The 24,761-nt window shown below is 64.7% G+C and carries 25 protein-coding genes; 16 read left to right on the forward strand and 9 right to left on the reverse strand.

Features of this window, described 5'->3' with window-relative positions; all coding sequences use genetic code 11:
• Positions 1–64: 64 nt before the first annotated feature.
• A complete protein-coding gene (locus DM806_RS08185) occupies positions 65–637 on the forward strand; it encodes an RcnB family protein (protein ID WP_179042736.1) in 573 nt (190 codons plus the stop codon).
• A gap of 56 nt (positions 638–693) precedes the next feature.
• Here DM806_RS08185 and DM806_RS08190 read toward each other — a convergent pair whose 3' ends face one another.
• Complete coding sequence (locus tag DM806_RS08190; protein WP_179042737.1) at positions 694–1,323, reverse strand: class I SAM-dependent methyltransferase; 630 nt, start codon at positions 1,321–1,323, stop codon at positions 694–696.
• Between the two features lie 38 nt (positions 1,324–1,361).
• On the reverse strand, positions 1,362–2,264 hold the full coding sequence (locus tag DM806_RS08195; protein WP_179042738.1) for a LysR family transcriptional regulator: 903 nt from the start codon (positions 2,262–2,264) through the stop codon (positions 1,362–1,364).
• A 107-nt stretch (positions 2,265–2,371) separates the two neighbouring features.
• Between DM806_RS08195 and DM806_RS08200 the strand changes: the two genes are divergently transcribed.
• From DM806_RS08200 to mmsB, 4 genes are all read left to right on the forward strand, one after another.
• Positions 2,372–3,871: a CoA-acylating methylmalonate-semialdehyde dehydrogenase gene (locus DM806_RS08200; protein ID WP_179042739.1), complete on the forward strand. Its 1,500-nt coding sequence runs from the start codon at positions 2,372–2,374 to the stop codon at positions 3,869–3,871.
• A gap of 139 nt (positions 3,872–4,010) precedes the next feature.
• Entirely contained in the window at positions 4,011–5,153 is a 1,143-nt protein-coding gene (locus DM806_RS08205; protein ID WP_179042740.1) for an acyl-CoA dehydrogenase family protein, read from the forward strand.
• A 31-nt stretch (positions 5,154–5,184) separates the two neighbouring features.
• The gene (locus DM806_RS08210) at positions 5,185–6,249 is read left to right on the forward strand and encodes an enoyl-CoA hydratase/isomerase family protein (RefSeq protein WP_179042741.1); all 1,065 of its coding nucleotides are present in this window, start codon (positions 5,185–5,187) and stop codon (positions 6,247–6,249) included.
• Positions 6,250–6,277: 28 nt separating this feature from the next.
• Positions 6,278–7,162, forward strand: coding sequence for a 3-hydroxyisobutyrate dehydrogenase (mmsB, locus tag DM806_RS08215; RefSeq protein WP_179042742.1), 885 nt, complete (start codon positions 6,278–6,280; stop codon positions 7,160–7,162).
• A 28-nt stretch (positions 7,163–7,190) separates the two neighbouring features.
• Here the strand turns inward: mmsB and DM806_RS08220 are convergent, their stop codons facing one another.
• From DM806_RS08220 to folE, 3 genes are all read right to left on the reverse strand, one after another.
• Positions 7,191–7,970, reverse strand: coding sequence for an enoyl-CoA hydratase-related protein (locus tag DM806_RS08220; RefSeq protein ID WP_179042743.1), 780 nt, complete (start codon positions 7,968–7,970; stop codon positions 7,191–7,193).
• 87 nt (positions 7,971–8,057) lie between these two features.
• Entirely contained in the window at positions 8,058–8,897 is an 840-nt protein-coding gene (locus tag DM806_RS08225; protein ID WP_179042744.1) for an SDR family oxidoreductase, read from the reverse strand.
• Positions 8,894–9,499 carry a GTP cyclohydrolase I FolE gene (folE, locus tag DM806_RS08230; RefSeq protein WP_179042745.1) on the reverse strand — a complete coding sequence of 202 codons (606 nt, stop codon included), beginning with the start codon at positions 9,497–9,499 and terminating at the stop codon, positions 8,894–8,896. Before folE ends, DM806_RS08225 begins: the two co-directional genes overlap by 4 nt.
• A gap of 155 nt (positions 9,500–9,654) precedes the next feature.
• Here folE and DM806_RS08235 point away from each other — a divergent pair, with 155 nt between their 5' ends.
• Positions 9,655–10,254, forward strand: a complete 600-nt coding sequence (locus DM806_RS08235; RefSeq protein ID WP_179042746.1) for a nucleotidyltransferase family protein — start codon at positions 9,655–9,657, stop codon at positions 10,252–10,254.
• A gap of 4 nt (positions 10,255–10,258) precedes the next feature.
• Here the strand turns inward: DM806_RS08235 and DM806_RS08240 are convergent, their stop codons facing one another.
• A complete protein-coding gene (locus DM806_RS08240) occupies positions 10,259–11,920 on the reverse strand; it encodes an MFS transporter (protein WP_372859380.1) in 1,662 nt (553 codons plus the stop codon).
• Between the two features lie 48 nt (positions 11,921–11,968).
• Positions 11,969–12,703, reverse strand: coding sequence for a metallophosphoesterase family protein (locus DM806_RS08245; protein WP_179042748.1), 735 nt, complete (start codon positions 12,701–12,703; stop codon positions 11,969–11,971).
• 231 nt (positions 12,704–12,934) lie between these two features.
• On the opposite strand from DM806_RS08245, the gene DM806_RS08250 reads away from it, so the two are divergent.
• The 5 genes from DM806_RS08250 to pgl all read left to right on the forward strand — a co-directional run bounded on the left by DM806_RS08250 (position 12,935) and on the right by pgl (position 18,700).
• The gene (locus tag DM806_RS08250) at positions 12,935–14,143 is read left to right on the forward strand and encodes an acetyl-CoA C-acetyltransferase (RefSeq protein ID WP_179042749.1); all 1,209 of its coding nucleotides are present in this window, start codon (positions 12,935–12,937) and stop codon (positions 14,141–14,143) included.
• Positions 14,144–14,282: 139 nt separating this feature from the next.
• Entirely contained in the window at positions 14,283–16,460 is a 2,178-nt protein-coding gene (locus DM806_RS08255; protein WP_179042750.1) for a 3-hydroxyacyl-CoA dehydrogenase NAD-binding domain-containing protein, read from the forward strand.
• A 67-nt stretch (positions 16,461–16,527) separates the two neighbouring features.
• Entirely contained in the window at positions 16,528–17,529 is a 1,002-nt protein-coding gene (galE, locus tag DM806_RS08260; protein ID WP_179042751.1) for a UDP-glucose 4-epimerase GalE, read from the forward strand.
• Entirely contained in the window at positions 17,526–18,005 is a 480-nt protein-coding gene (locus DM806_RS08265) for a YbaK/EbsC family protein (protein ID WP_179042752.1), read from the forward strand. The genes galE and DM806_RS08265 overlap by 4 nt, the downstream gene beginning before the upstream one ends.
• A gap of 2 nt (positions 18,006–18,007) precedes the next feature.
• Entirely contained in the window at positions 18,008–18,700 is a 693-nt protein-coding gene (gene pgl, locus DM806_RS08270; protein WP_179042753.1) for a 6-phosphogluconolactonase, read from the forward strand.
• A 127-nt stretch (positions 18,701–18,827) separates the two neighbouring features.
• Here the strand turns inward: pgl and DM806_RS08275 are convergent, their stop codons facing one another.
• Positions 18,828–19,091, reverse strand: a complete 264-nt coding sequence (locus DM806_RS08275) for a hypothetical protein (RefSeq protein WP_179042754.1) — start codon at positions 19,089–19,091, stop codon at positions 18,828–18,830.
• A 58-nt stretch (positions 19,092–19,149) separates the two neighbouring features.
• Here DM806_RS08275 and DM806_RS08280 point away from each other — a divergent pair, with 58 nt between their 5' ends.
• Entirely contained in the window at positions 19,150–20,286 is a 1,137-nt protein-coding gene (locus DM806_RS08280; RefSeq protein WP_179042755.1) for a pyridoxal phosphate-dependent aminotransferase, read from the forward strand.
• On the opposite strand, the gene DM806_RS08285 is transcribed toward DM806_RS08280, so the two are convergent.
• Positions 20,283–20,579, reverse strand: coding sequence for a chorismate mutase (locus DM806_RS08285; RefSeq protein ID WP_179042756.1), 297 nt, complete (start codon positions 20,577–20,579; stop codon positions 20,283–20,285). The two genes, DM806_RS08280 and DM806_RS08285, sit on opposite strands and share 4 nt — an antisense overlap.
• Before the next feature lie 210 nt (positions 20,580–20,789).
• Between DM806_RS08285 and rpsD the strand changes: the two genes are divergently transcribed.
• The 4 genes from rpsD to DM806_RS08305 all read left to right on the forward strand — a co-directional run bounded on the left by rpsD (position 20,790) and on the right by DM806_RS08305 (position 24,760).
• Complete coding sequence (gene rpsD, locus DM806_RS08290) at positions 20,790–21,404, forward strand: 30S ribosomal protein S4 (protein WP_179042757.1); 615 nt, start codon at positions 20,790–20,792, stop codon at positions 21,402–21,404.
• 132 nt (positions 21,405–21,536) lie between these two features.
• The gene (locus tag DM806_RS08295; RefSeq protein ID WP_179042758.1) at positions 21,537–23,207 is read left to right on the forward strand and encodes a M28 family peptidase; all 1,671 of its coding nucleotides are present in this window, start codon (positions 21,537–21,539) and stop codon (positions 23,205–23,207) included.
• A gap of 63 nt (positions 23,208–23,270) precedes the next feature.
• Positions 23,271–23,624, forward strand: coding sequence for a hypothetical protein (locus DM806_RS08300; protein WP_179042759.1), 354 nt, complete (start codon positions 23,271–23,273; stop codon positions 23,622–23,624).
• A complete protein-coding gene (locus DM806_RS08305) occupies positions 23,624–24,760 on the forward strand; it encodes a glutathionylspermidine synthase family protein (protein ID WP_179042760.1) in 1,137 nt (378 codons plus the stop codon). Before DM806_RS08300 ends, DM806_RS08305 begins: the two co-directional genes overlap by 1 nt.
• Position 24,761 lies beyond the last annotated feature (1 nt).

A 24,761-nucleotide genomic window follows, 5' to 3' on the forward strand; every position in this document is an offset into this window, starting at 1 on the left:
AAAAAACATTGCTCCGGCAATATGATGAGCATAGCTTCCGCATCCCATATGCGGAGAAGGCCCTATGAAAAAGGCAGTCCTCTTTCTCTCTATCGCGCTGATCGTCACACCCGACATAGCGCTGGCCCAGCAACAGCAGGACCGGATGCAAAGGCCGTCCCAGCCCACCACGCGACCGACGCCGCCTTCCCGACCCAATCCCCCCAAACCTCAACCGCCCCGGCCCGGTGGTCCGGCCGTTCAGCCCGTTCGTCCGGGCGGCCCGTCAATCCAGCCGCCCCGCCCCGGACCTGGCGGCCCTGCCATTCAGCCGCCACGCCCCGACAAACCGCAACCGCCTCGCCCAGTCAGGCCGCTGCCGCCGCATCGTCCCGGCGCGGGCCGTCCACCGCATTTCACGCCGATTCATCGGCCCGGCTTCCTCTATCCGCACGGCTACCGCTATCGCCGCTGGAGCATCGGCCTGCTGCTGCCGACGATCTTCCTGTCGACCCAATATTATTATGATGACTATGCCCATCTCGGCGTTGGCGCGCCGCCGCGCGGCTATCGCTGGGTCCGCTATGGACCCGATCTCCTGCTGGTCCGCACCCGCGACCGCAAGATCGTCGACGTGATCTACGGCGCCTTCTACTAAGGCAAAGAGAAAGGGGCCGCATCACCCGATGCAGCCCCTTTTCTCACACTCTGTCGCTATTCGCCCCGGCGAAAGAAGCGGAAGACGGTGGCTGGCGGGAAGTTGCGCACCGTCTGGCCGGCGCGCACCACATCCAGATCCAGCGCTTCCAGCAGCTCGCGATTGACCGGCGGACGCATCGAATAGGTGAACTGCACGAAGCTGCCGCCCGGCTTCAGCATGCGGAAGGCTTCGGACAGGATGTCGACATGCATGCGCCGGTCCATCGCCAGCAGCGGCAGGCCACTCACCACCGTCTGATAGTCGCCCGGCTCGCCTGCAGTCGCGGTCGACACGATCTGCGCCGGGGTTTCCAGCACGGATACATGCGGGAAATGGCGGCGCAGGCCACGGGCGAATGCGGGATTGATCTCCACCACCTCCAGCTTTTCAGGCGGCAGGCCGGTTTCCAGGATCGCGCGGGTGAAGACGCCGGTGCCCCCGCCCAGTTCCAGCACGCGGCCATCCTGCGGATCGATCTGCGCCACCATCAGCCGGGCGAGATAACGGCTAGACGGCACCACCGACGCAGTCTGCCGCGGCTTCTTCACCCAGGCGGCGAGGAAGTCCAGATATTCGGTCGCGCGCGCGCGAAACTCGTTGCCTTGCAGGGCTATGGCCCGGCTGCGCTTGGGCTTATGCTGCATGGGCGAAATGCGACCGCTCTCTATCCATCGCGACTCCCTTAGCGATGTCGAGAGGCCACGTCGATTGACTTTAAGATATCGACCCTTTCCTGCAACCAATCAGCAACCGCTCCAATGCGCGCCAGCCGCCGCATGTCGCCATGCATGACCAGCCAGAAACTGCGGACGATCTCCACCCGATCCGCCATCAACGGCATCAGGCCGGGATCGCGCCGGCCGATAAAGTCGGGCAGCACGCCTATCCCCGCGCCCTCCGCGATCATCCTCTGCTGCATGGTGATGCTGGTCGATCGCAGATGCGCCTCCAGCCCCGCCTCCACCTCGTCCAGATAGTCGAGTTCGGGAGAGAAGATGAACTCCGGCACATAGCCAACCAGCGTGCAGTCGCGTAGATCCGCCGGCTTGCCCGGCCGGCCGACCCGCTCCAGATAAGCGGGCGAGGCATAGAGGTGCAGTCGATAATCCCCCAGTCGCCGCACCGTCAGCCGTCCGCGCTGGGGCCGGGCGAGCATCACCGCCATGTCCGCTTCGCGCTTGGAGGGGTTGAGGAAACCCGACGCGGTGATGAGGTCGAGGCGAATGCCCGGATGCCGCCGGTTGAAATCCCCCATGCCTGGCGCGAGCACCCAGGTGCCGAAGCCCTCCGCTACAGACAGCCTTACCTGCCCGCTGAGCTTGCTTTCCTGCCCGCTCATCTGCTCGACCGCCGCCAACGCCGCGCTTTCGGCCGCCTCGGCATGGCCCAGCAATTCCTGCCCCCGCAATGTCAGCGACCGGTCGCCCGCCCCCATCTCGAACAGTTCGGCATCGAGCGCCTTTTCCAGCCGCGCCAGCCGTCTCGCTATGGTCGTCGCGTCGATCCCCAACGTCCGGGCCGCTGGCGCAACCTTGCGCGCGCGCGCCACCGCCAGAAATACCCTGAGATCGTCCCAATCGAACATGCCGCCCCTTCTCGCTGCATTATTGCAGCATCGTCATGCGATATTCCGCTGTTGCTTGCAATAACGCCGCAGCGCTACAAGGCGGCAACCAAGGAGAGGATCCCCCAATGCGTGAGATTTCGCACAAGCTCGCCTTCGCTCATGACGTCGCGCCGACGCGCTACAGCGACGTGTTCGATCCCAATAATGGCAGCGTGCAGGCCCGCGTCGCGCTGGGCGACGCCGCTTTGCTCGACAAGGCGGTCGAGGCCGCCAAGAAGGCGCAGCCGGCCTGGGCCATGGTCAATCCGCAGCGTCGCGCCCGCGTCATGTTCAACTTCAAGGCGCTGGTCGAAAAGAATATGGACGAACTGGCGCATCTGCTCAGTTCCGAACATGGCAAGGTGATCGCCGACGCCAAAGGCGACATCCAGCGCGGCCTGGAAGTCATCGAATTCTGCTGCGGCATCCCCCATGTCCTCAAGGGCGAATATACCCAGGGCGCGGGTCCGGGCATCGATGTCTACAGCTTCCGCCAGCCTATCGGCATCGGCGCGGGCATCACGCCCTTCAATTTCCCCGGCATGATTCCGCTGTGGATGTCGGGCGTCGCCATCGCGACCGGCAATGCCTTCATCATGAAGCCATCCGAACGCGATCCGTCGGTGCCCGTGCGCCTTTGCGAACTCTTCCTGGAAGCCGGCCTGCCCGAAGGCATCCTTCAGGTCGTGCAGGGCGACAAGGAAATGGTCGACGCCATTCTCGACCATCCGGATATCGGCGCGATCAGCTTCGTCGGATCGTCGGACATCGCCCATTATGTCTACAAGCGCGGCGTCGACAACGGCAAGCGCGTGCAGGCCATGGGCGGCGCCAAGAACCACGGCATCGTCATGCCGGACGCGGACCTCGACCAGGTGGTGAATGACCTCTCCGGCGCCGCCTTCGGGTCGGCGGGTGAGCGCTGCATGGCGCTCCCCGTCGTGACCCCGGTGGGCGAGAAGACAGCCATCGCGCTCCGCGAAAAGCTGATCCCCGCGATCGAAGCGCTGCGCGTCGGCGTTTCCACCGATCCCGACGCCCATTATGGCCCGGTCGTCACCGCCGCGCACAAGGCGAAGATCGAAAGCTATATCCAGATGGGCGTTGACGAAGGCGCGGAACTGGTGGTCGACGGTCGCGGCTTCACGCTCCAGGGGCATGAGGAAGGTTTCTTCGTCGGCCCGACGCTGTTCGACCATGTGAAGCCGACCATGCGCTCCTACCAGGAGGAAATCTTCGGCCCCGTACTCCAGATGGTGCGCGCCGAAAGCTTCGAGGAGGCGCTCGCCCTCCCCAGCCAGCATCAATATGGCAATGGCGTCGCTATCTTCACCCGCAACGGTCATGCGGCACGCGAATTCGCCGCTCGCGTCAATGTCGGCATGGTCGGCATCAACGTACCGATCCCGGTGCCGGTCGCCTATCACACCTTCGGCGGCTGGAAGCGGTCGGCCTTCGGCGATACCAACCAGCATGGCATGGAAGGCGTGAAGTTCTGGACCAAGGTCAAGACCATCACCCAGCGCTGGCCCGATGGCGGCGTGGGCGATGCGGCCAACGCCTTCGTCATCCCGACCATGGGGTGAGAGGATTGGGGGGAGAGGCTCGGCCTCTCCCTCTTTGGTCATCCTGACGAAAGTCAGGATCCAGAGTTCCCGGCGCAATGCGCGACACTCTGGATGCCGGATCAAGTCCGGCATGACGCCGTTGAGGAATGAGGCTGCCATGACCCAATTCGACCTGACCGACGACCAGCGCGCGATCCAGGAGATGGCGCAGCGCTTTACCGCCGACGCGATCACCCCGCATGCCGGCGAGTGGGATGAGAAGCATATCTTCCCCCGTGATACGATCCGCGCCGCCGCCGAACTAGGCTTTGGCGGCATTTATGTGTCGGAGGAAGCGGGCGGCATCGGCCTGGGCCGTCTCGAAGCCGCGCTGATCATGGAAGCGATGTCCTATGGCTGCCCGTCCACCAGCGCTTTCATCTCCATCCACAATATGTCGGCCTGGATGATCGACCGTTTCGGCGGCCAGGCGGTGAAGGACAAATATCTCCCCGACCTCGTCCCGATGGCGCGCATGGCGAGCTATTGCCTGACCGAGGCGGGCGCAGGCTCCGACGCGGCCAGCCTCAAGACCCGCGCGGTCCGGGAAGGCGACCATTATGTCGTCACCGGCTCCAAGCAGTTCATCTCCGGCGGCGGCGAGAATGAAGTCTATGTCGTCATGGTTCGCACCGGAGAGGATGGCCCCAAGGGCATTTCTTGCCTCGTCATCGAAAAGGACATGGAGGGCGTCAGCTTCGGCGCGCAGGAGCGCAAGCTCGGCTGGCATTCCCAACCCACCGCGCAGGTCAATTTTGACGGCGTGCGGGTGCCGGTGGAAAATCTGGTCGGCGGCGAAGGCGAAGGCTTCCGCATCGCGATGATGGGTCTGGACGGCGGCCGCCTCAATATCGGCGCCTGTTCGCTCGGCGGCGCGCAGCGCTGTATCGACGAGGCGGTCCAATATACCAAGGATCGCAAGCAGTTCGGCCAGTCGATCGCCGACTTCCAGAATACCCAGTTCACGCTCGCCGACATGCAGACCGAACTGGAGGCGGCGCGCACCCTGCTCTATGCCGCCGCGGTCAAGGTGACGGAGAATGCGCCCGACAAGACCCGCTTCGCCGCGATGGCGAAACGGCTTGCTACCGACACGGGATCGTCCGTGGCCGATCGCGCACTGCAACTTCATGGCGGCTACGGCTATCTGATGGATTATCCGATCGAGCGCTTCTGGCGCGACCTCAGGGTCCATTCGATCCTGGAGGGCACCAATCAGGTGATGCGGATGATCGTCGCGCGGGACATGCTACGGCAATAGTCGCCTCCCCCACCGGATTTGAGGAGCAGATATGACGGACCAGGTTCTGACCTTCATCGAAAATGGCGTCGGCCGTATCCGGCTCAACCGGCCCAAGGCGATCCATGCGCTGACGCCGGAGATGTGCGAAGCGATCAACCACGCGCTGCTGGAATGGGCGCAGGATGACGGCGTGCTGGCCGTCATGATCGATCATACGGAAGGTCGCGGCTTCTGCGCCGGCGGCGACATTGCGCTGATCGCCAACAGCGCCAAAGCGGACTGTGTCGAGGCGGAGCGCTTTTTCCACGTCGAATATCGGATGAACCATCTGCTGTTCGTCTACCCCAAGCCGATCGCCGCCTTCATCGACGGCATCGTCATGGGCGGCGGTGTCGGCATTTCGCTTCCCGCTCGCTTCCGCGTCGCGACCGAACGCACCACCTTCGCCATGCCCGAAACCGGCATCGGCCTGTTCCCGGACGTGGGCGGCGGCTGGTTCCTGCCACGCCTGCCCGGCCGGGTCGGCGCCTGGCTGGCGGCGACCGGATCGCGGATCGATGGGGCGGACTGCGCCGCGATCGGCATCGCCACCCACTATATCCATTCGGACAAGCTCGACGCGATCAAAGCCCGTATCATGGCCGATCCGCTGGGTATGGGCGAGATACTGGACGAGAATGCGGAAGTGCCCCCGTCCTCGAAACTGGAGGCGTACCGCGCGGAGATCAACCAGTTGTTCGCCTCCGACAAGGCCGAGGCGATCGTCGCCGCGCTCACGGCCGATGGCGGCGAATGGGCGGCCAAGCAGTTGGCCGTGCTGGCCACCAAGTCCCCCCAGACGATCAAGGTCGCGCTGCGCCAGCTGGTCGAGGGTGGCAAGAAGACCGACTTCGCCGACAATATGGCGATGGAGTTCGGCCTCGCCTGCGCGATCATCCGTCGTCCCGATTTCGTCGAGGGCGTGCGTGCGGTGATCTTCGACAAGGATAATGCGCCGAACTGGAATCCGGCGACGCTGGAGGAGGCGACCGACGCAATGATCGATGCGATCTTCGCGCCCCTGCCGCCGGAGAAGCAATGGACCCCGCTGCCCGAGGCGGCGTCCCACATCTGACACATAATCGAAAGAGGAAGCCCGGAACATGACCCAAACGATCGCCTTCATCGGCCTTGGCAATATGGGCGGCGGCATGGCCGCCAACCTGCTGAAGAATGGCTATGCGGTGCGCGCCTTCGACCTGTCGGAAGAGGCGCTGGCCAAGGCGGAAGGCCATGGCGCGGTCCGCGCGACCAGCGCCGCCGATGCGGTCGCTGGCGCGGATGCCGTCGTCACGATGCTGCCCGCCGGCAAGCATGTCGAAGGCGTTTATGGTAGTGAGGTCTTCGGCGCAGCAAAGGCGGGCGCGTTGTTCCTCGACTGCTCCACGATCGATGTCGCCACCGCCCGCCGCGTGGTCGAGGCGGCAACGGCGCAAGGCTTCGAGATGGTCGACGCCCCCGTGTCCGGCGGTATCGCGGCGGCCAATGGCGGCACGCTGACCTTCATGGTCGGCGGCACGGACGCGGCATTCGGCAAGGCCAAGCCGATCCTGTCAGCCATGGGCAAGGCGGTGATCCATGCCGGCGGCGCGGGCAATGGCCAGGCCGCCAAGATCTGCAACAACATGCTGCTGGGCGCGACCATGGTCGCCACCTGCGAGACATTCGCCATGGCGAAGAAGCTCGGCCTCGATCCGCAGACCTTCTATGACATCAGCAGCGTGTCGTCGGGCCAGAGCTGGTCCATGACCAGCTATTGCCCCGTCCCCGGCGTCGGCCCGCAGACGCCCGCCGACAATGGCTATCAGGGCGGTTTCGCCGTCGGCCTGATGCTCAAGGATCTGAAGCTGGCGACCGAAGCCGCCGCTTCCGTGAGCGCGTCGGTGCCGATGGGCAATGCGGCCGAAGCGCTCTACCAGTTGCTCGCCAACCAAGGCGAGGCCGGTCGCGACTTCTCGCTCATGATCGAGATGCTGGAGGGGAAATAATCCCCTCCCCAATCTGAACCGCTGTCGATCAGCGGCCCTTCCAGACGCCGGGCCGCTTTTCGACGAAGGCGGTCATGCCTTCCTTCTTGTCCTGGGTCGCGGTCAGGATCTGGAACAGGCGGCGTTCGGTCAGCAGACCCTGCGCCAGGCCAGTCTCGAAGGCGATGTTGATCATTTCCTTGTTCATCATGCTCGCCATGGGCGGCATGGCGGCGATGGCCGCGGCGGTCTTGAGCGCTTCATCCAACAGGTCCGCGGCAGGAACGATGCGGCTGACGAGACCCGCACGCTCGGCTTCGGCCGCATCCATAATGCGGCCGGTCAGGCACATTTCCATCGCCTTGGCCTTGCCCACGGCGCGGGTCAGGCGCTGCGACCCGCCCATGCCCGGCGCGACGCCCAGCTTGATTTCGGGCTGGCCGAACTTCGCCGTGTCGCCCGCGAGGATGAAGTCGGCCATCATCGCCAGTTCGCAGCCGCCGCCCAGCGCGAAGCCCTGCACCGCCGCGATCCACGGCTTGCGGGTCGCGACTACGCCGGTTTGCCAGCCGGAGAAGAAATCCTCCAGGAAAAAGTCGGCCGACTCCTTGTCGACCATTTCCTTGATGTCGGCGCCCGCAGCAAATGCCTTTTCGCCGCTGCCGGTCAGGACCGCGCAAAGCTGGGTCGGGTCCGCATCATAGGCGGCGAAAGCGGCGCTCAGTTCACGCAGCACCTGACTGTTGAGTGCGTTCAGCGCCTGCGGCCGGTTGAGCGTGATCAGCGTCACCGCGTCACGCTGTTCGACCAGGATCATTTCATAGGTCATCGCCATCTCCCATATTTCAGTCGGGAACCGCTTTATGGGGATGGCCCACGCTTCGCCAGTCCCCGACACATCGCATTTGTGCGAATGCTATCGGCACAGATGCATGAAATCCCGTTCATAGCTTTTGAGATGCGCGCCGCCGTCGATATAGAGGGTCTGCCCGGTCACGGCGGTGGCGTTCGCCAGATAGACTACCGCCTGCGCAATTTCCTCCGCCTGCGGTAGCCGGCCAAGCGGCATCATCGCACCCAGCTTCTCCATCTGCGCCTCGTCATAATCGGGCGTCGCGATAGTCAGGCCCGGCGCGACCGCATTGACCCGGATCTTGGGCGCCAGGCTGTTGGCGCTGGTGCGGGTCAGGCCGGCAAGCGCCAGCTTGGAGAGGGTATAGGCCAGTTGGTCGGCATGGGGATGATCGATGCGCTGGTCGAGAATGTTGATGATGCAGCGATCACCCACCCCCGCCGGCACGGTTGCGAACGCCTTTGTCAACATGGTCGGCGCCGCGCAGTTCACCGCGTAATGACGCATCAGATCGTCCGCGCTCACCGTTTCCAGACGGTCCTGACCGAAGATGGCGGCGCTGTTGACCAGGATGTCGGGTGGGCGGCCGAAACGCTCCGCCACCATCGCCACCAGTTCCTCCGCACCTTCCGGATCGGCGAAGTCGACGACGAAACCATCCCATTCCGTCCCCTCCTCCTCCAGCGTCAGCGCCAGATGGGAATCGAGCCGCGTGTCATGGCTGCCATGGATGGCGAGCGAATGGCCAGCTTTCGCCAAAGCCGACGCGATGACGCCGCCCAGCCGCCGATGTCCGCCGGTGACGAGTGCAAGACGCTTCTGCGCCAAGGGCGCACCGACCGGCTTTGCATCGCCGCGCGCCTTGCCCAGCGGTCGATAGGCGGGTTCGTCCCCTTCGTTCATGAGGCGATGAGCTTCAGCACTTCCTCGCGCGACTTTTCATCATCGCGGAACACGCCCAGCATGCGGCTGGTCTTCATGATGACGTTGGGCGTGCGCACGCCGCGCCCCGTCATGCAGCCATGGGTGGCCTCGATGACGACGGCAACGCCCTGGGGTTTCAGATTTTCCCAGATGCAGTTGGCGACTTCGGAGGTCAGCCGTTCCTGCACCTGCAAGCGGTTGGCGTAAGCATGAAGCACGCGGGCAAGCTTCGATATGCCCACCACATATTGGCCGGGCAGATAGGCAATGTGCGCGCGGCCGACGATCGGCGCCATATGATGTTCGCAATGCGACTGGAAGGGTATGTCCTTCAACAGCACGACATCATCATAGCCGCCCACTTCATGGAAGATGCGCGAAAGATGATAGGCCGGGTCGTCGCCATAGCCGCGGCAATATTCCTTCCACGCGCGCGCCACCCGCTCGGGCGTTTCGAGCAGTCCTTCGCGTTCGGGCGCGTCACCGGCCCAGCGGATCAGCGTGCGGATCGCTTCGCTGACGTTGGCGGGAACCGGCTCCTTGCCTTCGCCAACGGTTTCGGCATCGAGGTCATATGCCATGGACAGGGCCACTCCTTATGCTGTTGGCCCCGCATATGGCGACTCGGTTCCGCTATGGCCAGCCCTTTTGGCCCCGCTGGACACAAGATCGCGGTGGTGGCAAATCGGAGCAAAAGGGATCGCAAAGAAAATAATGCCAGTCCGTTTTATACGTCATGCGTACTGAACGTATCGCGGCCGTCCTGCTCGCCGCCGGTACCTCGTCCCGTTTCGGCGAGGAAGACAAGTTGATGGCGGAGCTGCGCGGCAAGCCGGTGGCGGCCCATACGCTCGAAACGGTGGCGTCGATGGCCTTCGCCGAACTGGTCGCGGTCGTGCGCCCGATCGAACTGGCGCCGGTGATTCATCGCAAGCTCGATCGGCGCGGCTATACCATATTGGTGAACGACCAGCCCGAAGACGGCATATCAGGCAGCATCATCCGCGCCGTCGAACATGTCATGCCCAATAACAGGATACGCGGGATCCTGATCTGCCTGGCCGATATGCCCGATGTGCCACCCAGCCATTACAACCGCATCTGCCTGGCGGCGGAGGACATCCGTTCCGTGGTGGCCAGCACCGACAGCTTCTCCTCCTCCCCGCCCGCCTTCATCGGCCGCAAGCATTTCCCCGAACTGTTGGCGCTGAAAGGCGATCAGGGCGCGCGGGCGCTGCTGAGCCATGGCATCCAGATCGAGACGACCGGCGCGATCCTTCACGATATCGATACGCCCGAGGATCTGACGGGCGGCCGGCCGGTGACACCGGCCTAGCAGCTTAGCTGGATCGGGTGGGATCGGTCAGGCCGTCGCCCATTTCTCGGGCGTCGGGAGCGCGGCTGATCGGCAGCGATCCGGTCTGCCGTTCCAGGCGGCGGTGCACCACCGGCGCATCGGGGCCGGCATGCAGCGCGTGAATCGCCTCGCTGTTGGCGATGTCGGCGATGGTCCGCCGCTGATTGTGGCGCACATAGTCGAGCCAGGTCGACACATGATAGCGCTCGACCCACAGGTCCGCTTCGCCAAGGTCGCGCAGCAACTGCCAGCCATGGGCGCCGTCGCGGCGGCGGATGCGGCGGCGCTCGCTCATGGCGGTGAGGAAGGGCACGACCGATCCGGGCGGGATGCGATATTCGATGGTGATGACGATCGGTCCGCTGCGCGGCTCGACCGGGACGGCAGTGTCCGGCTCATGCCAGTCGTCGCGCGGATCGAGATTGTCGTTGCCGGTCTGCGGCAGCGGACGCCAGAAGCCCAGCATCGCCGCGACGAACTGGGCCGAGGCGGCGGCATAGAGGCCAGCGACGACGCCATGATGTTCCGCCACCCAGCCGAACAGCCAGGCGCCGCCGGCCATGCCGCCAAAGGCGATCATCTGGTAGAGCGCGACCGCGCGCGCCACGACCCAGCGCGGCGCGGACATCTGGACGGATACGTTGAAGGTGGAGAGCGCCAGCACCCAGCCCGATCCGGCCAGCATATAGCCCAGGATCGCCAAGGCCAGCCAATGGCTGGCGCCCGTAAGAGCCGTCCCCAGCGCGAGCGCCAGCGCAGCACAGCGGACGATCGTCTCGATCGAGAAGCGCGCGCGCAGATTGCGGCTGGACAGCGCGCCCAATACCGCACCGATGCCGAACGCCCCGCTGGTAATGCCGAAGGTCAGCGCCCCTCCACCCAGCACGTCCCGCGCGACCAGCGGCATCAGGGCGGACACGGCAGCGGCGCCGATGCCGAAGGCGCCGGCACGCAACAGCACCAGCTTGATCTTCGGCGACGCGGACACATAGCCGACGCCCGCGACCATGGCGACGCCGAGCCGCTCTCGCGGCAACAGCTTGGGCGGCAGGTTCGGCCGCCAGCGCGCCAGCACGACGAGCAGGCCGACATAGCTGAGCGCATTGGTCAGGAACGCCGCCGCCGCACCCGCCGCCGCGACGATGACGCCGCCCAGCGCCGGACCGACGCTGCGCGCCAGATTGAACCCCATCGAGTTCATCGCGACCGCGCTGGGCAGGAGCGTGCGGGGCACCATGTCGCCGACCGAAGCCTGCCATGCCGGGCCGTTGATCGCCGTCGCGCAGCCGAGCAGGAAGGTGAAGCCCAGCAGCAGCCAGGGCGTCATCAGCCCCGTCCAGGCAGTGATCGCGAGCAGCGCCGACGTCAGCAGCATCGCGCACTGGCAGGCGATCATCACCTTGCGCCGGTCGAGATTGTCGGCGACCGCCCCGGCCCAGAGCGACAGCAGCATGATCGGCAGCGTCGTCGCCGCCGGCACCAGCGCGATCAGCAGCGGCGAGGCCGAGAGCGACGTCATCATCCAGGCCGCACCGACCGACTGGATCAAGCCGCCGAAGTTGGACGCAAGGCTGGCGGTCCAGATGGCGCGAAAGGTGGGAATGGAGAAAGGTGACGGGGATTTCTGGGTCGGGGCTTGGGTCACGCTGTCCATAGGGGGGATATAGACCCCATGACCGAAGGCGCAACGCTTCTATACGGTGCCGGTTCGCAATGCCTGCGCCCAGTCTGGGCGTCCGCGCATATCCGCAAGCCGCGCCGCCGCTTCCCCGTCATAGCGGATTGCGACGATCTCCGCCGTCCAGCCGGTCGCGCCCTGTTCCACGATCGCATAGCGGGCATGGGGCGATCCGGTCTCCACCTTGTGCGGGACTGGCTTGTCGTCATCATAGGCAGGCAGGCCGACGCTGCCCGGATTGACGATCAGGCCGCCGCCCGGCCGGCTATGGATGCGTGGGACATGAGTATGGCCGCACAGGATCAGCGGCGCGTCGACGCCCCCTGCCCGGTCCTCCACCTCCGATGCCGTGGCGGCCCGCAGCTTGTCGCCCTCGATGGTTTCGAGGAAATAGACGAGATCGCTGTCCGGCGATCCATGGACCATAAGCAACTCTTCGGTCAGCCAGAGTTGATCCGGCAGACCGGCGATCCAGTCGCGATGACGGGGTTGCAGGACGGAATGCGCATAGGCGTCGGACTGACCCATCGCTTCCGGCGCAAGGGTCAGCAGTTGGCGCTCATGATTGCCGCGGATTGTCGGCAGGTCGAGCGCCATCAGCCGGTCGGCAGTTTCGCACGGAAGCAGCGGTCCCGAAAGGATATCGCCCAGATTGACGATGCGGTCGACAGCATGCGTCGCAATGTCCGCCAGCACGGCGTCAAGAGCAATCAGATTGCCATGAATGTCGGACAGGACGGCGATGCGCATGGCCCTGAATGCCATGGGGATTCGCGCGATAAAAGAGGGTAAAGCCGACAACGATCTGGACAGTCGCGGCGCGTTTTGCATCAATGGCTTGCGACTGCCGCTACGGCAGGGCTGACGCGGCGAACGGATCGCAATAGAGACTTGCACTTTACGTAAACGTAAATACATTCACGGCAGCATCTCATGAATGTGGCGAAACGCCGGAATGACCCCCACGGAGAGGGAATGAACATGGAAGCCTATATTTACGACGCCGTCCGGACGCCCCGTGGCCGGGGCAAGGCCGACGGGTCGCTGCACGAAATCACCCCGATCCAGCTGGCGACACAGGTGCTGGAGGCGGTGCGCGATCGCAGTCAGATCGACACGGCGGACGTGGACGATGTAATTCTGGGCTGCGTAAGTCCGGTGGGCGAACAAGGCGCGGACATTGCTCGCGTCGCCGTGCTGAACGCCGACTATGCGCAGACCGTGCCGGGCGTGCAGATCAACCGTTTCTGCGCTTCGGGTCTGGAAGCGGTGAACATGGCTGCCGCCAAGGTCTATTCGGGCGAAGCGATGTTCGCGATCGGCGGCGGCGTCGAATCGATGAGCCGCGTGCCGATGGCGTCGGACGGCGGCGCCTGGGCGATGGACCCGGCGGTCGCGTACAAGACCTATTTCGCGCCGCAGGGCATTGGCGCCGACGTGATCGCCACCAAGTTCGGCATCAGCCGCGACGACGCGGACGCTTACGCCGTGGAAAGCCAGAAGCGCGCCAAGCAGGCCTGGGACGAGGGCCGGTTCAGGAAGTCGATCGTGCCGGTGAAGGACGTGATCGGCAGCATCGTGCTGGACCATGACGAACATATGCGCCCCGATGCGACGATGCAGTCGCTCGGCGCGCTGAAGCCGAGCTTCACCGCACTGGGCGAGGAGATGCCGGGCTTCGACACCGTCGCCCTGCTCCGCTATCCCGAACTGGAGAAGGTCAACCATATCCACCATGCCGGCAACAGCAGCGGCATCGTCGACGGCGCGGCGGCCGTGCTGGTCGGCAACAAGGAGATGGGCGAGAAATATGGCCTGAAGCCCCGCGCGAAGATCAAGGCGATGGCATCGATCGGGTCGGAGCCGCTCATCATGCTGACCGGGCCGGAGTTCGTCGCGGGCAAGCTGCTGGCGCGGGCGGGCATGACGCAGGCCGACATCGACCTGTGGGAACTGAACGAGGCCTTCGCCTCGGTCGTGCTGCGCTACATGCAGGCGATGGACCTCGACCATAGCAAGATCAACGTCAATGGCGGCGCGATCGCCATGGGCCATCCGCTGGGCGCGACCGGCGCGATGGTGCTGGGCACGGCGCTGGATGAACTGGAGCGTTCCGGCAAGGGCACCGCGCTCATCAACCTGTGCGTCGGCGCGGGCATGGGCACTGGCATCATCATCGAGCGCGTTTGAAACAAAAATAAAATCCGTTCGTGCTGAGTAGGGACTGAGCTTGTCGAAGTCCCGTATCTAAGCACCCTTCGATACGCCATTTCGGCTTCGCTCAATGGCTACTCAGGACGAACGGATGTTGGGAAAGGTAGCCATACCAATGAATACCATCAACTTCGACATCGACGCCGACGGCATCGCCACCCTGACCATCGACGTGCCCGACCAGTCGATGAACGTCATCGGCCCCGACTTCCTGGCCGACCTGGATGCCGCGATCACGCGCATCGCGTCGGAAGAGGCCATCAAGGGCGCGGTCATCGCATCGGGCAAGGACAGCGGCTTCATGGCCGGCATGGACCTCAAATATTTCGGCTCGATGCTGGCGAGCGAAGGCGGCGAGCGCCCTGCTCCGGCCGCGATCTTCGACAAGCTGTTCGTGCTGAACGCCCTGTTCCGCCGCCTTGAAACCAGCGGCAAGCCCATCGCCTGCGCGATCGAGGGCACCTGCGTCGGCGGCGGGTTCGAACTGGCGCTGGCCTGCCATCGCCGCTTCGTCGGCGACAGCCCCAAGACGCAGTTGGGCCTGCCCGAAATCCTGATCGGCCTGTTCCCCGGCGGCGGCGGGTCGCAGCGCCTGCCGCGCATCATCGGTGTGCAGGCCGCGCTGATGTACATGCTTCAGGGCAAGCTGTTCCGCCCGGCCGAAGCCGCGATGCTGAAGGTCGTGGACGGCGTGGTGCCGCAGGGCACGGCTGTTGCGGCGGCGAAGGAATGGGTGAGAGCAAATCCGACCGCTTATGCCCAGCCATGGGACGTGAAGGGCTATAAGGTGCCGGGCGGCGCGGGCGGTTTCAATCCCGCTTTCGTGCAGACTATGGCGGGCGCGCTGCCGATGACGCTGAAGCAGACCCAGCGCAACATGAACGCACCCATCGCTTTGCTGTCGGCGGTCTATGAAGGCATCACCCTGCCGATGGACCGCGCGATCCGGGTGGAGAGCAAATATTTCGCCAAGGTCGCCGCCGACCCGCAGGCGTCGAACATGATCCGCACCCTCTTCGTCAACAAGCAGGCCGCCGAGCGCGGCGCGCGCCGTCCGAAGGATCAGCCCAAGGCGCCGACGACCAAGCTGGCCATGCTGGGCGCGGGCATGATGGGCGCGGGCATCGCCACCGTCGCGGCCCAGGCCGGGATCGAGGTCGTGCTGTTCGACCGCGATCAGGCCTATGCCGAAAAGGGCAAGTCGCATGTCGAGGAGGTGCTGAAAAAGCGGCTCGGCAAGGGCATGACGCCCGAGAAGATGGCCGCCACCCTCGCCCGCGTGACGCCGACCACCGACTATGCCGCGCTGGCCGGCGCCGACTTCGTGATCGAGGCGGTGTTCGAGGATGTGAGCATCAAGGCGGAAGTCACGAAAAAGGTGGAAGAAGTGCTGGGCGCGGACACCATCTTTGGGTCCAACACCTCCACCCTGCCTATTACGAAGCTGGCGCAGGCATGGAGCAAGCCCGAAAATTTCATCGGCGTCCATTTCTTCTCGCCGGTCGAGAAGATGCCTCTGGTGGAGATCATCCTGGGTGAAAAGACCGGCCCTGCCGCCATCGCCAAGGCGCTGGATTTCGTCGCTCAGATCAAGAAAACGCCGATCGTCGTCCATGACAGCCGCGGCTTCTACACCTCGCGCAGTTTCGGCACCTATGTGCAGGAAGGCGCGGAACTGGTCGGCGAAGGCGTCAATCCGGCGCTGATCGAAAATGCGGGCAAGCAGCTCGGCATGCCGACCGGCCCGCTCGCCGTCAGCGACGAAGTGTCGATCGAACTGGGCGTCAAGATCATGACGGCGGCCAAGAAGGAACTGGACGACGCCTATGTGCCGCAGGGATCTGACGACATCATGGTCAGGATGGTCGACGCCGGACGGCTGGGCCGCAAGAATGGCAAGGGCTGGTATGACTATCCCGAAGGCGGGAAGAAGCATCTGTCGCCGGTGCTGGGCGAAATGTTCCCCCGCGCAGCGGAGCAGCCCAGCGTGGAAGCGGTCAAGGAGCGCCTGCTCTATCGCCAGCTGATCGAATGCGCCCGCTGCTTCGAGGAAGGCGTGCTGGAAACGCCCGAGGATGGCGACATCGGCGCGATCTTCGGCTGGGGCTTTGCGCCCTATACCGGCGGCCCGTTCAGCCATATGGACACGGTCGGCATCGCCCATGTCGTGACCGTGCTGGACAGGCTGGCGGCGGCGCATGGTCCCCGCTTCGCACCCACAGCACAGCTGCAAGAGATGGCTGCCAACGGCGCGACCTTCTATCGCCCCGTTCCGTCCCGCGCCGCAGCATGATCGATTTGTAAATCGTAACGCTTCTGTATTAGGTCTTCCCGGACATCTCCGGGGAGACCTTTTTCTTATGAGCAAGCCTATAGTCCTGGTTACGGGCGGCGCCGGCTATATTGGCAGCCATGCGGTGCTGGCGCTGAAGGACGCGGGCTACGGCGTGGTGGTGATCGACAATCTGGTCACGGGCTTCCGCTTTGCCGTGCCGGACGGCGTTGCCTTCGTGCAGGGCGACATTGCCGACCAGCCGCTGGTGCAGGCGACGCTGCGCGAGCATGGCGTGAAGGCGATCATGCATTTCGCAGGTTCGGTCGTAGTGCCGGAATCGGTCGAGAACCCGCTGAAATATTATCACAACAACAGCGCCAAGACCCGCGACCTGATCGAGAGCGCGGTGGCCGTGGGCGTGCCGCACTTCATCTTCTCCTCCACCGCCGCGACCTATGGCATTCCCGAAGAAAGCCCGGTCAGGGAAACGACGCCGCAGCGGCCGATCAATCCCTATGGCATGTCGAAGCTGATGACCGAATATATGCTGCGCGACGTGGCCGCGGCGCATCCGATCAACTTCTGCGCGCTGCGCTATTTCAACGTCGCGGGCGCTGACCCGGAAGGGCGCACCGGCCAGTCGACGGCGGGCGCGACCCACCTGATCAAGGTCGCGGTCGAGGCGGCGCTGGGCAAGCGGAGCCATGTGTCGGTGTTCGGCACCGATTTCGATACGCCCGACGGCACCGGCGTGCGCGACTATATCCATGTCAGCGACCTCGCCAACGCGCATGTGCTGGCGCTGGAAGCGCTGATCGCCAAGCCGGAGCAGAATTATCTACTCAACTGCGGCTATGGCCGGGGCTTTTCCGTTCTGGAGGTGCTGGACGCCGTCGATCGCGTCACCAACATGACCATCGACCGCCGTCTGGAAGGCCGCCGCGCGGGCGACCCGGATTCGCTGATTTCGGACAATCGCGCGATCATGGCGGAATTTCCGTGGGAGCCGCGCTATGCCGATCTGGAGCAGATCGTGACCCATGCGCTGGCCTGGGAACGCAAGCTGAGCGATTTGCAGGGCGCATGAGCGAGGCCAGCGTCCGCGCCTTCTTTGCCGAAAAGGCGCCCGATGTCGCGATCATCGACCAGGGCGTCAGCACCGCGACGGTGATCGAGGCGGCCGCCGCGCTGGGTGTCGAGCCGGCGCGGATCGCCAAGACATTGTCGCTGCGCGTGGGGGATGCGGTCGTGCTGGTCTGCGCGCGTGGAGACGCCCGCCTGTCGAATGGCAAGGCCAAGGCGGCGCTTGGCGCCAAGCCCCGCATGCTGGGCGGGCATGAGGTGGAGGAACTGACCGGCCATCCGGTGGGCGGCGTCTGCCCCTTCGGCCTGCCCTCTCCCCTACCCGTTTATTGCGACGTGTCGTTGAAGGATTTCGCGACCGTCTTTCCGGCGGCGGGATCGCGAACGACATCGGTCGAACTGACGCCGGACCGGCTTGCCGCCTTGACCGGGGCGCAATGGATAGACATCTGCACGCTTCCTGAAACCGTCGAGGGATAGCCATGCCGACCGAACATCTTTTCGCCACCGGGGCGCAGGCCGCCGCCGACATTGCCACCCGCATCGCGACGATCCTGTCCACCGCCATTGCCGAGCGCGGCGTGGCGAGCATCGCCGTGTCGGGCGGCCGTTCGCCCCGGCCGGTGCTGGAGGCGCTGTCGAAGGCGCCGCTCGACTGGACGAAGCTGGTCGTGACCCTGGTCGACGAGCGCTGGGTCGAGCCGGTGAGCGCCGACAGCAACGAGCGGCTGGTTCGCGAGACGCTGTTGCAGGGAGCGGCGGCAGCGGCGCGCTTCGTGCCGATGAAGACTGACGCTGCCGACGCTTATGCCGGTCAACCGGCGGTCGAAGCGGCGTTCGCAGACCTGCCCTGGCCGCTTGACATCATCCTGCTGGGCATGGGCGATGACGGGCATACGGCATCGCTGTTTCCGGAAGGCCAGGAATTGGCGGAGGGCCTGTCGTCTACGGCGCTGACCATCGCCGCGACGCCGCCCGTCGCGCCGCATCAGCGTATGTCGCTGACGGCGAATGCCATTCTCCAGAGCCGCCATGTCTTCCTCCAGATCGGCGGCGCGGAAAAGAAAGCGGTCTATGATCGCGCTTTGGCGGTCGGCGCGGTCGAGGAACTGCCGATCCGCTTGGCGCTGTTGCAGGACAAGGTGCCGGTCGAGGTGTGGATCAGCGAAGCCTGATTCAACTTCCGTTCGTTTCGAGCGCGTCAAGAAACGAGGAGCGCTGCGCTAGCTGTTTCTCGACGCAGTTTATCTTGAGCGCCTGCCTTGGCAGGCAGTCGAAGGACTCGAAACGAACGGAGGATTTTTAGCTGGCTGGCTCATGCTTCGAGATCAGGTAGCGCCACACGCCCACGACGTTGATCGCCAGCATGGCGACATTCTGCCAGCCGATCCCTTCGCTATCCTTATCGAGAAAGCCCCAGCCGATCAGCGCGATGGAACTGGTGACGAACAGGACGAAGGCCCAGCCCGTGACGCGTCGCCCCAGGTTCAGCGACACGATGAGGGCGGCCAGCGCCGCGGCGCCGGCGCCATAATATTGCAGGGCGGTGAGCAGCGTCGGGTTCATGCCGGCAGGAACGCGGCGGCCATGGACATGGTTGCGGCACAGTTATAGGCACGCGCCCATGGTTGCCGAGATAGACCCCTTCCACGCCATCGCGATCAGTCGCGAGGCCCACGCCCTTGAAGCCGAGGGGCGCTCCATCCTCCATATGGAGTTCGGCCAGCCGTCGACCGGCGCACCGGCCGCCGCCATCGCGGTAGCGCATGAGGTGCTGGACACCGACCCCATGGGCTATTGGGAAAGCCCGGCGCTCAAGGAACGGATCGCGCGCCATTATGCCGATCGGCACGGCGTTGCGGTCGACCCGGAACAGATATTGCTGACCTGCGGCGCTTCGCCCGGCCTTGTGCTGGCGCTCACCTGCCTGTTCCGGCCCGGCGCCCGCGTCGCCACCGCGCGGCCGGGCTATGTCGCCTATCGCAACAATCTGAAGGCGCTGTATCTGGAGCCGGTCGAGGTCGCCTGCGGCCCCGCCGAACGCTACCAGATCAGCGCCGATGCGCTCGCGGCGCTTGATCCCGCGCCGGATGGCCTGATCCTCGCCAGCCCGGCCAATCCGACCGGCACGATCATCCCGGCGGACGAGCTGGCGCGCATCGCGAAGGTCTGCGCGGAGCGCGGCATCCGTATCATTTCCGATGAAATCTATCACGGCTTGAGCTTCGGCGAGCCGGCGCATTCCATGCTGGAATATGCGTCTGACGCGGTGATCGTGAACAGCTTTTCCAAATATTACAGCATGGCCGGGTGGCGGCTGGGCTGGATCGTGGTGCCCGAAGAGCTGATCGGCGTGGCGCGGGCGCGGATGGGCAATCTGTTCCTGACGCCGCCGGTACTGGCGCAGCGCGCGGGGCTGACCGCGTTCGACTGCACCGAGGAACTGGAGGGGCATGTCGACAGCTATCGGCGCAACCGGCAATTGCTGCTCGACGCCCTGCCCGCGCTGGGCCTCGCCAGCATCGCGCCGCCCGACGGCGCTTTCTACATCTATGCCGACATCAGCCACCTTACCAATGACAGTTTGAGCTTCTGCCAGAAGCTGCTGCGCGAAACCGGGGTGGCGACCGCGCCGGGGATCGATTTCGATCCGGTCGACGGCCATCGCTTCATCCGCTTCAGCTTCGCCGTGTCGACCGACCGGGTCGAGGACGCGATCGCGCGGATGATCCCCTGGTTTCAGGCGCAGGGTGGGCGCTAACCCCGCGTCCGGTCGAACTCGTCCATCTCATAGGCGATGGAGGCTTCGACCAGTTGCTCCCACAGGTCGGCGATGACGGACGCGGGCGCCCCCAGCCGTTCGGCTTCGACGCGGGCATTGTCGATCACCTGGGCCTTGCGCGCCTCGTCACGGACGGCGCCGCGGTCGGGCTTGATCCGCGCGGCGGCGCGCATATGGGCGAAACGAAGGTCGAGCAGGGCGACAAGCTGGCGGTCGATCTCGTCGACACCGGCGCGCACCTGCGCCATGCTGCTATAGCTATCGGGGTTCATGGCGCATGGAATTAGGCCGCCTACCCTGCCCTGTCGAGGCTTGACATCGCCCCCCCTTGTCGCCATAGGCCCGCCTTCGCGATTGGCTCCGCATCCCGGTGAAGCGGCGGCCCTGTCCCTGAAACATGGAAAACAGGCGATACCGGGAAAAACATCCTCCCTCCCGAAAGCTGGGTGGATCAACGTTGTTAGCATATCGAAGGACAGATCATGTCGAAGCGTTCCAGCGCAAAGTATAAAATCGACCGCCGCATGGGCGAGAATATCTGGGGTCGCCCCAAGAGCCCGGTCAACAAGCGTGAATATGGTCCCGGTCAGCACGGCCAGCGCCGCAAGGGCAAGATGTCGGACTATGGCATCCAGCTGCGCGCCAAGCAGAAGCTGAAGGGCTATTATGGCGACATCACCGAAAAGCAGTTCAAGAAGAACTATTTCGAAGCCAGCCGCATGAAGGGCGACACCGGCCAGAACCTGATCGGTCTGCTGGAGCGCCGCCTGGACGCCGTCGTCTACCGCGCCAAGTTCGCGCCGACCATCTTCTCGGCTCGCCAGATCGTTTCGCACGGCCACATCTATGTGAACGGCGTGAAGTGCAACATCGCCTCGCGTCTGGTGAAGCCGGGGGACGAAATCACCTTGGGCAAGAAGGCGCAGGAAATGGCGCTGGTTCTGGAAGCGCAGAGCCTGCCCGAGCGCGACATCCCCGACTATGTGTCGCCGGACGGCACCGCCAAGATCACTTATGTCCGCGTTCCGACGCTGGACGAAGTCCCTTACCCGGTGAAGATGGAACCGAATCTGGTCGTCGAATTCTATTCGCGCTAATCGGTTTTCCGAACAGAGTTACAGAAAAGGGCGGCCCCGCAAGGAGCCGCCCTTTTTGCTGCGCGCAACATTCTTGCGCGGCCGGTCTCGCGGTGGCATCACCTGCGCATTCGTAAAATAAAGGGACACATCATGCGCAGTTCCATCGCAGCGATCGCCGCCATTCTTGCCCTGTCCGCGCCTGCCGCGGGCATCGCCGCGCCCGCCAAGTCCGCCGCCGCCAAGAGCGCCGAACCGTCGATCGAGACGATGAAGCGGCTGGTGAAGGAGCTTTCGTCCGATGCGTTCGAAGGCCGCGCGCCCGGCACCGCCGGCGAGGAGAAGACGCTCGCCCTGCTCGCCGCCGAGTTCGGCAAGCTGGGCCTGAAGCCCGGCAACAAGGGCAGCTGGTTCCAGGACGTGCCGCTGGTCGAGATCACTGCGAAGAATGTCTCCGCGCTCAGCTTCAGCGGTGGCAAGACGCCCGTCACCGCCGCCTATGGCCCGGAAATGGTGATCGGCACCTACCGCACCACGGAAAAGCATATCGATCTGAAGAACAGCCCGGTCGTCTTCGTCGGCTATGGCATCAATGCCCCGGAAAAGGGCTGGAACGACTATGCGGGCCTGGACGTCAAGGGCAAGACGGTCGTCATCCTGGTCAACGACCCGGACTATGAGACGCAGGGGCTGACCGGTCCCTTCAACGGCCGCGCCATGACCTATTATGGCCGCTGGACCTATAAATATGAGGAAGCCGCGCGGCAGGGCGCGGCCGCCGCGATCATCGTGCATGACACGGCGCCGGCTGCCTATGGCTGGAACGTCGTCCAGTCGAGCTGGACCGGCGCGCAGCATGTCGCCGACAGCGCCGACGGCAATGCGGGCCAGTCGTCCGCGATCGGCTGGGTCACGAAGGACAAGGCGGCGGCGCTTTTCGCCAGCGCCGGGCTGGACCTCGACGCGCAGATGGCGGCCGCGAAGAAGCAGGGCTTCAAGGCGGTGCCGCTGACCGGCGTGACCGCGAATGTTTCCTTCGACAATGAGTTGCGCAAGCATAGCTCGAAAAATGTCGTGGCGCTGCTGCCGGGCAAGACGCGGCCGGACGAATATGTACTCTACAGCGCGCACTGGGACCATCTGGGCCACTGCCAGGCGGCGCCCGACGGCGACGACATCTGCAACGGCGCGGTGGACAATGCCACCGGCACCGCCGCTCTGGTGGCGTTGGCGCAGGCCAATGTGAAGGCCGGCCCCACCGACCGCAGCCAGGTCTTCCTGGCCGTGACCGGTGAGGAATCCGGCCTGCTGGGATCGGACTATTATGGCAGGAACCCGGTCTTCCCCTTCGCCAGGACGGTCGGCGGCGTGAACATGGATGCGCTCAGCGTCGCGGGCCTCGCCAGGAATGTCGTCGTCATCGGCAAGGGCAAGTCGCAGCTCGACGCCTATCTGGATCGTGCGCTGACGGCACAGGGGCGGGTCGCGACGCTCGAACCGACGCCGGAAAAGGGCTATTATTATCGCTCCGACCATTTCAGCTTCGCCAAGCACGGCCTGCCGATGCTCTATTTCGAGGGCGGCGAGGATCTGGTGAAGGGCGGCACCGCCGCAGGCATGGCCGCGGCGGAAGATTATACCAAGAACCGCTATCATGGTCCCAAGGACGAATATGATCCCAATTGGGACTGGACCGGCGTGCTGGCGGACCTGAAGCTCTATTATGGCGTCGGCCGCGAGTTGGCGTCCACGAGCGACTGGCCCAACTGGGTAGAGGGCGACGAGTTCCGCGCCATCCGCGACAAGGACCGGGCCGGGAAGTGAAGAGCAGGCTGGCGACGGGAAAATCTGTCGCCAGCCCTTCATCTTCCTGCTTATAAAGACCGCATGAGCCAGAAATTCGACCGGCGCGTCCTGCCGATCACTTCCGCAGTCGCCGCCGCCCTTCTCGCCACCGGCTGTTCGCGCAGTCCCGACACTGCCGATTCCGACCTGCGCGTGTGCAAGGATGCGCAAGGTCGTCGGGTCGAGGACAGCAATTGTCATTCGCGTAGCAGTGGCGTCGGCACGGCGGCATTCGCCTGGTATTTCCTCAGTCGCGGCAGCCCGGTCGCGCGGGTCGGCCAGCCCTTGAGCGGCGGATCGATCGCGCCGACCTTCGGCAAGATCTATCGTCAGGCGTCGCCCGCCACGGTGACGCGCGGCGGACTGGGCGGCTCCGGGCGCAGCAGCCTCAGCTGATGGAGCGGATCGATTGCACGCCTCGCCCCGACTGGCAGCATCGGGTCGAGGAACTTGGCCTCGTCTGGCACGGTGCGAACGCCCAGCCCTATTGGGACGAAACCGCCGCCTATCGCTTCACGCCTGCGCAGATCGAGGAAATCGAGACGGCGACGGCGGAACTCTATCGCCTCTTCATCGACGCGGGCCAGCATGTGCTGGATCACGGCCTGCTCGGCGATTTCGGTATTCCCGATTTCTGTCATGAGGCGATCCGGCAAAGCTGGGACGGAGAGCCTGCCGCGCTCAACTATGGCCGGTTCGACCTCGGCTATGACGGGGCCGGGCCGCCCAAATTGTTCGAGTTCAACTGTGATACGCCGACCAGCCTGCTGGAAGCCTCGGTCATACAGTGGGACTGGAAGGAAAGCGCCTTTCCGGACGCCGACCAGTTCAACAGCCTGCATGAGCGGCTGGTCGCCCGATGGCGCGCCATCGCGCCGCCGCGTGGCACGTCCATGCTCCATCTCACCTATGTCGACGGCAATATGGGCGAGGATGCGGTGACGGTCGCCTATATGGCGGATCTGGCGCGGGAGGCGGGGATCGATACCCAGTTGATCCTGACGACGGATCTTGGCTGGGACAGCGCCAGTCGCCGCTTCGTCGACCTGGACTATCGCCCGATCGATGCGCTCTATCATCTCTATCCATGGGAATGGATCGTGCATGAGCCATTTGGCCGCGAGGTGATCGAAAGCCTGTCCTCGACGCTCTGGATCGAGCCGATCTGGAAGATGATCTGGAGCAACAAGGCGATCCTGCCGATCCTATGGGAGCTATTCCCCGGCCATCCCAACCTGCTGGAGGCGAGCCGCGCTCCGATAGCGGGCGATCATGTGGCAAAGCCGCTGCTCGCGCGCGAGGGCGCCAATGTCCGCATCGTCAGGGACGGCATGACTGTGGCGCAGAGCGGCGGAGACTATGGCGAGGAAGGCCATGTGTATCAGCGCCTCTTCACCCTGCCCGGCGAAGGCGAACGGCGGCCCGTGCTGGGCAGTTGGGTGGTCGATGGCGAACCGGCCGGCATGGGCATCCGCGAAGACGGCCCCATCACCGGCAATGGCGCTCGTTTCGTACCGCATATCATCGCCTGAC

This window comes from Sphingobium lactosutens, from assembly GCF_013393185.1.
GTDB lineage: Bacteria > Pseudomonadota > Alphaproteobacteria > Sphingomonadales > Sphingomonadaceae > Sphingobium > Sphingobium lactosutens_A.

Excerpts from the sequence above, each read along its gene's own strand:
- DM806_RS08185 (WP_179042736.1), top strand. The coding sequence starts at position 65 with ATGAAAAAGGCAGTCCTCTTTCTCTCTATCGCGCTGATCGTCACACCC.
- DM806_RS08190 (WP_179042737.1), bottom strand. The coding sequence starts at position 1,323 with ATGCAGCATAAGCCCAAGCGCAGCCGGGCCATAGCCCTGCAAGGCAAC.
- DM806_RS08195 (WP_179042738.1), bottom strand. The coding sequence starts at position 2,264 with ATGTTCGATTGGGACGATCTCAGGGTATTTCTGGCGGTGGCGCGCGCG.
- DM806_RS08200 (WP_179042739.1), top strand. The coding sequence starts at position 2,372 with ATGCGTGAGATTTCGCACAAGCTCGCCTTCGCTCATGACGTCGCGCCG.
- DM806_RS08205 (WP_179042740.1), top strand. The coding sequence starts at position 4,011 with ATGACCCAATTCGACCTGACCGACGACCAGCGCGCGATCCAGGAGATG.
- DM806_RS08210 (WP_179042741.1), top strand. The coding sequence starts at position 5,185 with ATGACGGACCAGGTTCTGACCTTCATCGAAAATGGCGTCGGCCGTATC.
- mmsB (WP_179042742.1), top strand. The coding sequence starts at position 6,278 with ATGACCCAAACGATCGCCTTCATCGGCCTTGGCAATATGGGCGGCGGC.
- DM806_RS08220 (WP_179042743.1), bottom strand. The coding sequence starts at position 7,970 with ATGACCTATGAAATGATCCTGGTCGAACAGCGTGACGCGGTGACGCTG.
- DM806_RS08225 (WP_179042744.1), bottom strand. The coding sequence starts at position 8,897 with ATGAACGAAGGGGACGAACCCGCCTATCGACCGCTGGGCAAGGCGCGC.
- folE (WP_179042745.1), bottom strand. The coding sequence starts at position 9,499 with ATGGCATATGACCTCGATGCCGAAACCGTTGGCGAAGGCAAGGAGCCG.
- DM806_RS08235 (WP_179042746.1), top strand. The coding sequence starts at position 9,655 with ATGCGTACTGAACGTATCGCGGCCGTCCTGCTCGCCGCCGGTACCTCG.
- DM806_RS08245 (WP_179042748.1), bottom strand. The coding sequence starts at position 12,703 with ATGCGCATCGCCGTCCTGTCCGACATTCATGGCAATCTGATTGCTCTT.
- DM806_RS08250 (WP_179042749.1), top strand. The coding sequence starts at position 12,935 with ATGGAAGCCTATATTTACGACGCCGTCCGGACGCCCCGTGGCCGGGGC.
- DM806_RS08255 (WP_179042750.1), top strand. The coding sequence starts at position 14,283 with ATGAATACCATCAACTTCGACATCGACGCCGACGGCATCGCCACCCTG.
- galE (WP_179042751.1), top strand. The coding sequence starts at position 16,528 with ATGAGCAAGCCTATAGTCCTGGTTACGGGCGGCGCCGGCTATATTGGC.
- DM806_RS08265 (WP_179042752.1), top strand. The coding sequence starts at position 17,526 with ATGAGCGAGGCCAGCGTCCGCGCCTTCTTTGCCGAAAAGGCGCCCGAT.
- pgl (WP_179042753.1), top strand. The coding sequence starts at position 18,008 with ATGCCGACCGAACATCTTTTCGCCACCGGGGCGCAGGCCGCCGCCGAC.
- DM806_RS08275 (WP_179042754.1), bottom strand. The coding sequence starts at position 19,091 with ATGAACCCGACGCTGCTCACCGCCCTGCAATATTATGGCGCCGGCGCC.
- DM806_RS08280 (WP_179042755.1), top strand. The coding sequence starts at position 19,150 with ATGGTTGCCGAGATAGACCCCTTCCACGCCATCGCGATCAGTCGCGAG.
- DM806_RS08285 (WP_179042756.1), bottom strand. The coding sequence starts at position 20,579 with ATGAACCCCGATAGCTATAGCAGCATGGCGCAGGTGCGCGCCGGTGTC.
- rpsD (WP_179042757.1), top strand. The coding sequence starts at position 20,790 with ATGTCGAAGCGTTCCAGCGCAAAGTATAAAATCGACCGCCGCATGGGC.
- DM806_RS08295 (WP_179042758.1), top strand. The coding sequence starts at position 21,537 with ATGCGCAGTTCCATCGCAGCGATCGCCGCCATTCTTGCCCTGTCCGCG.
- DM806_RS08300 (WP_179042759.1), top strand. The coding sequence starts at position 23,271 with ATGAGCCAGAAATTCGACCGGCGCGTCCTGCCGATCACTTCCGCAGTC.
- DM806_RS08305 (WP_179042760.1), top strand. The coding sequence starts at position 23,624 with ATGGAGCGGATCGATTGCACGCCTCGCCCCGACTGGCAGCATCGGGTC.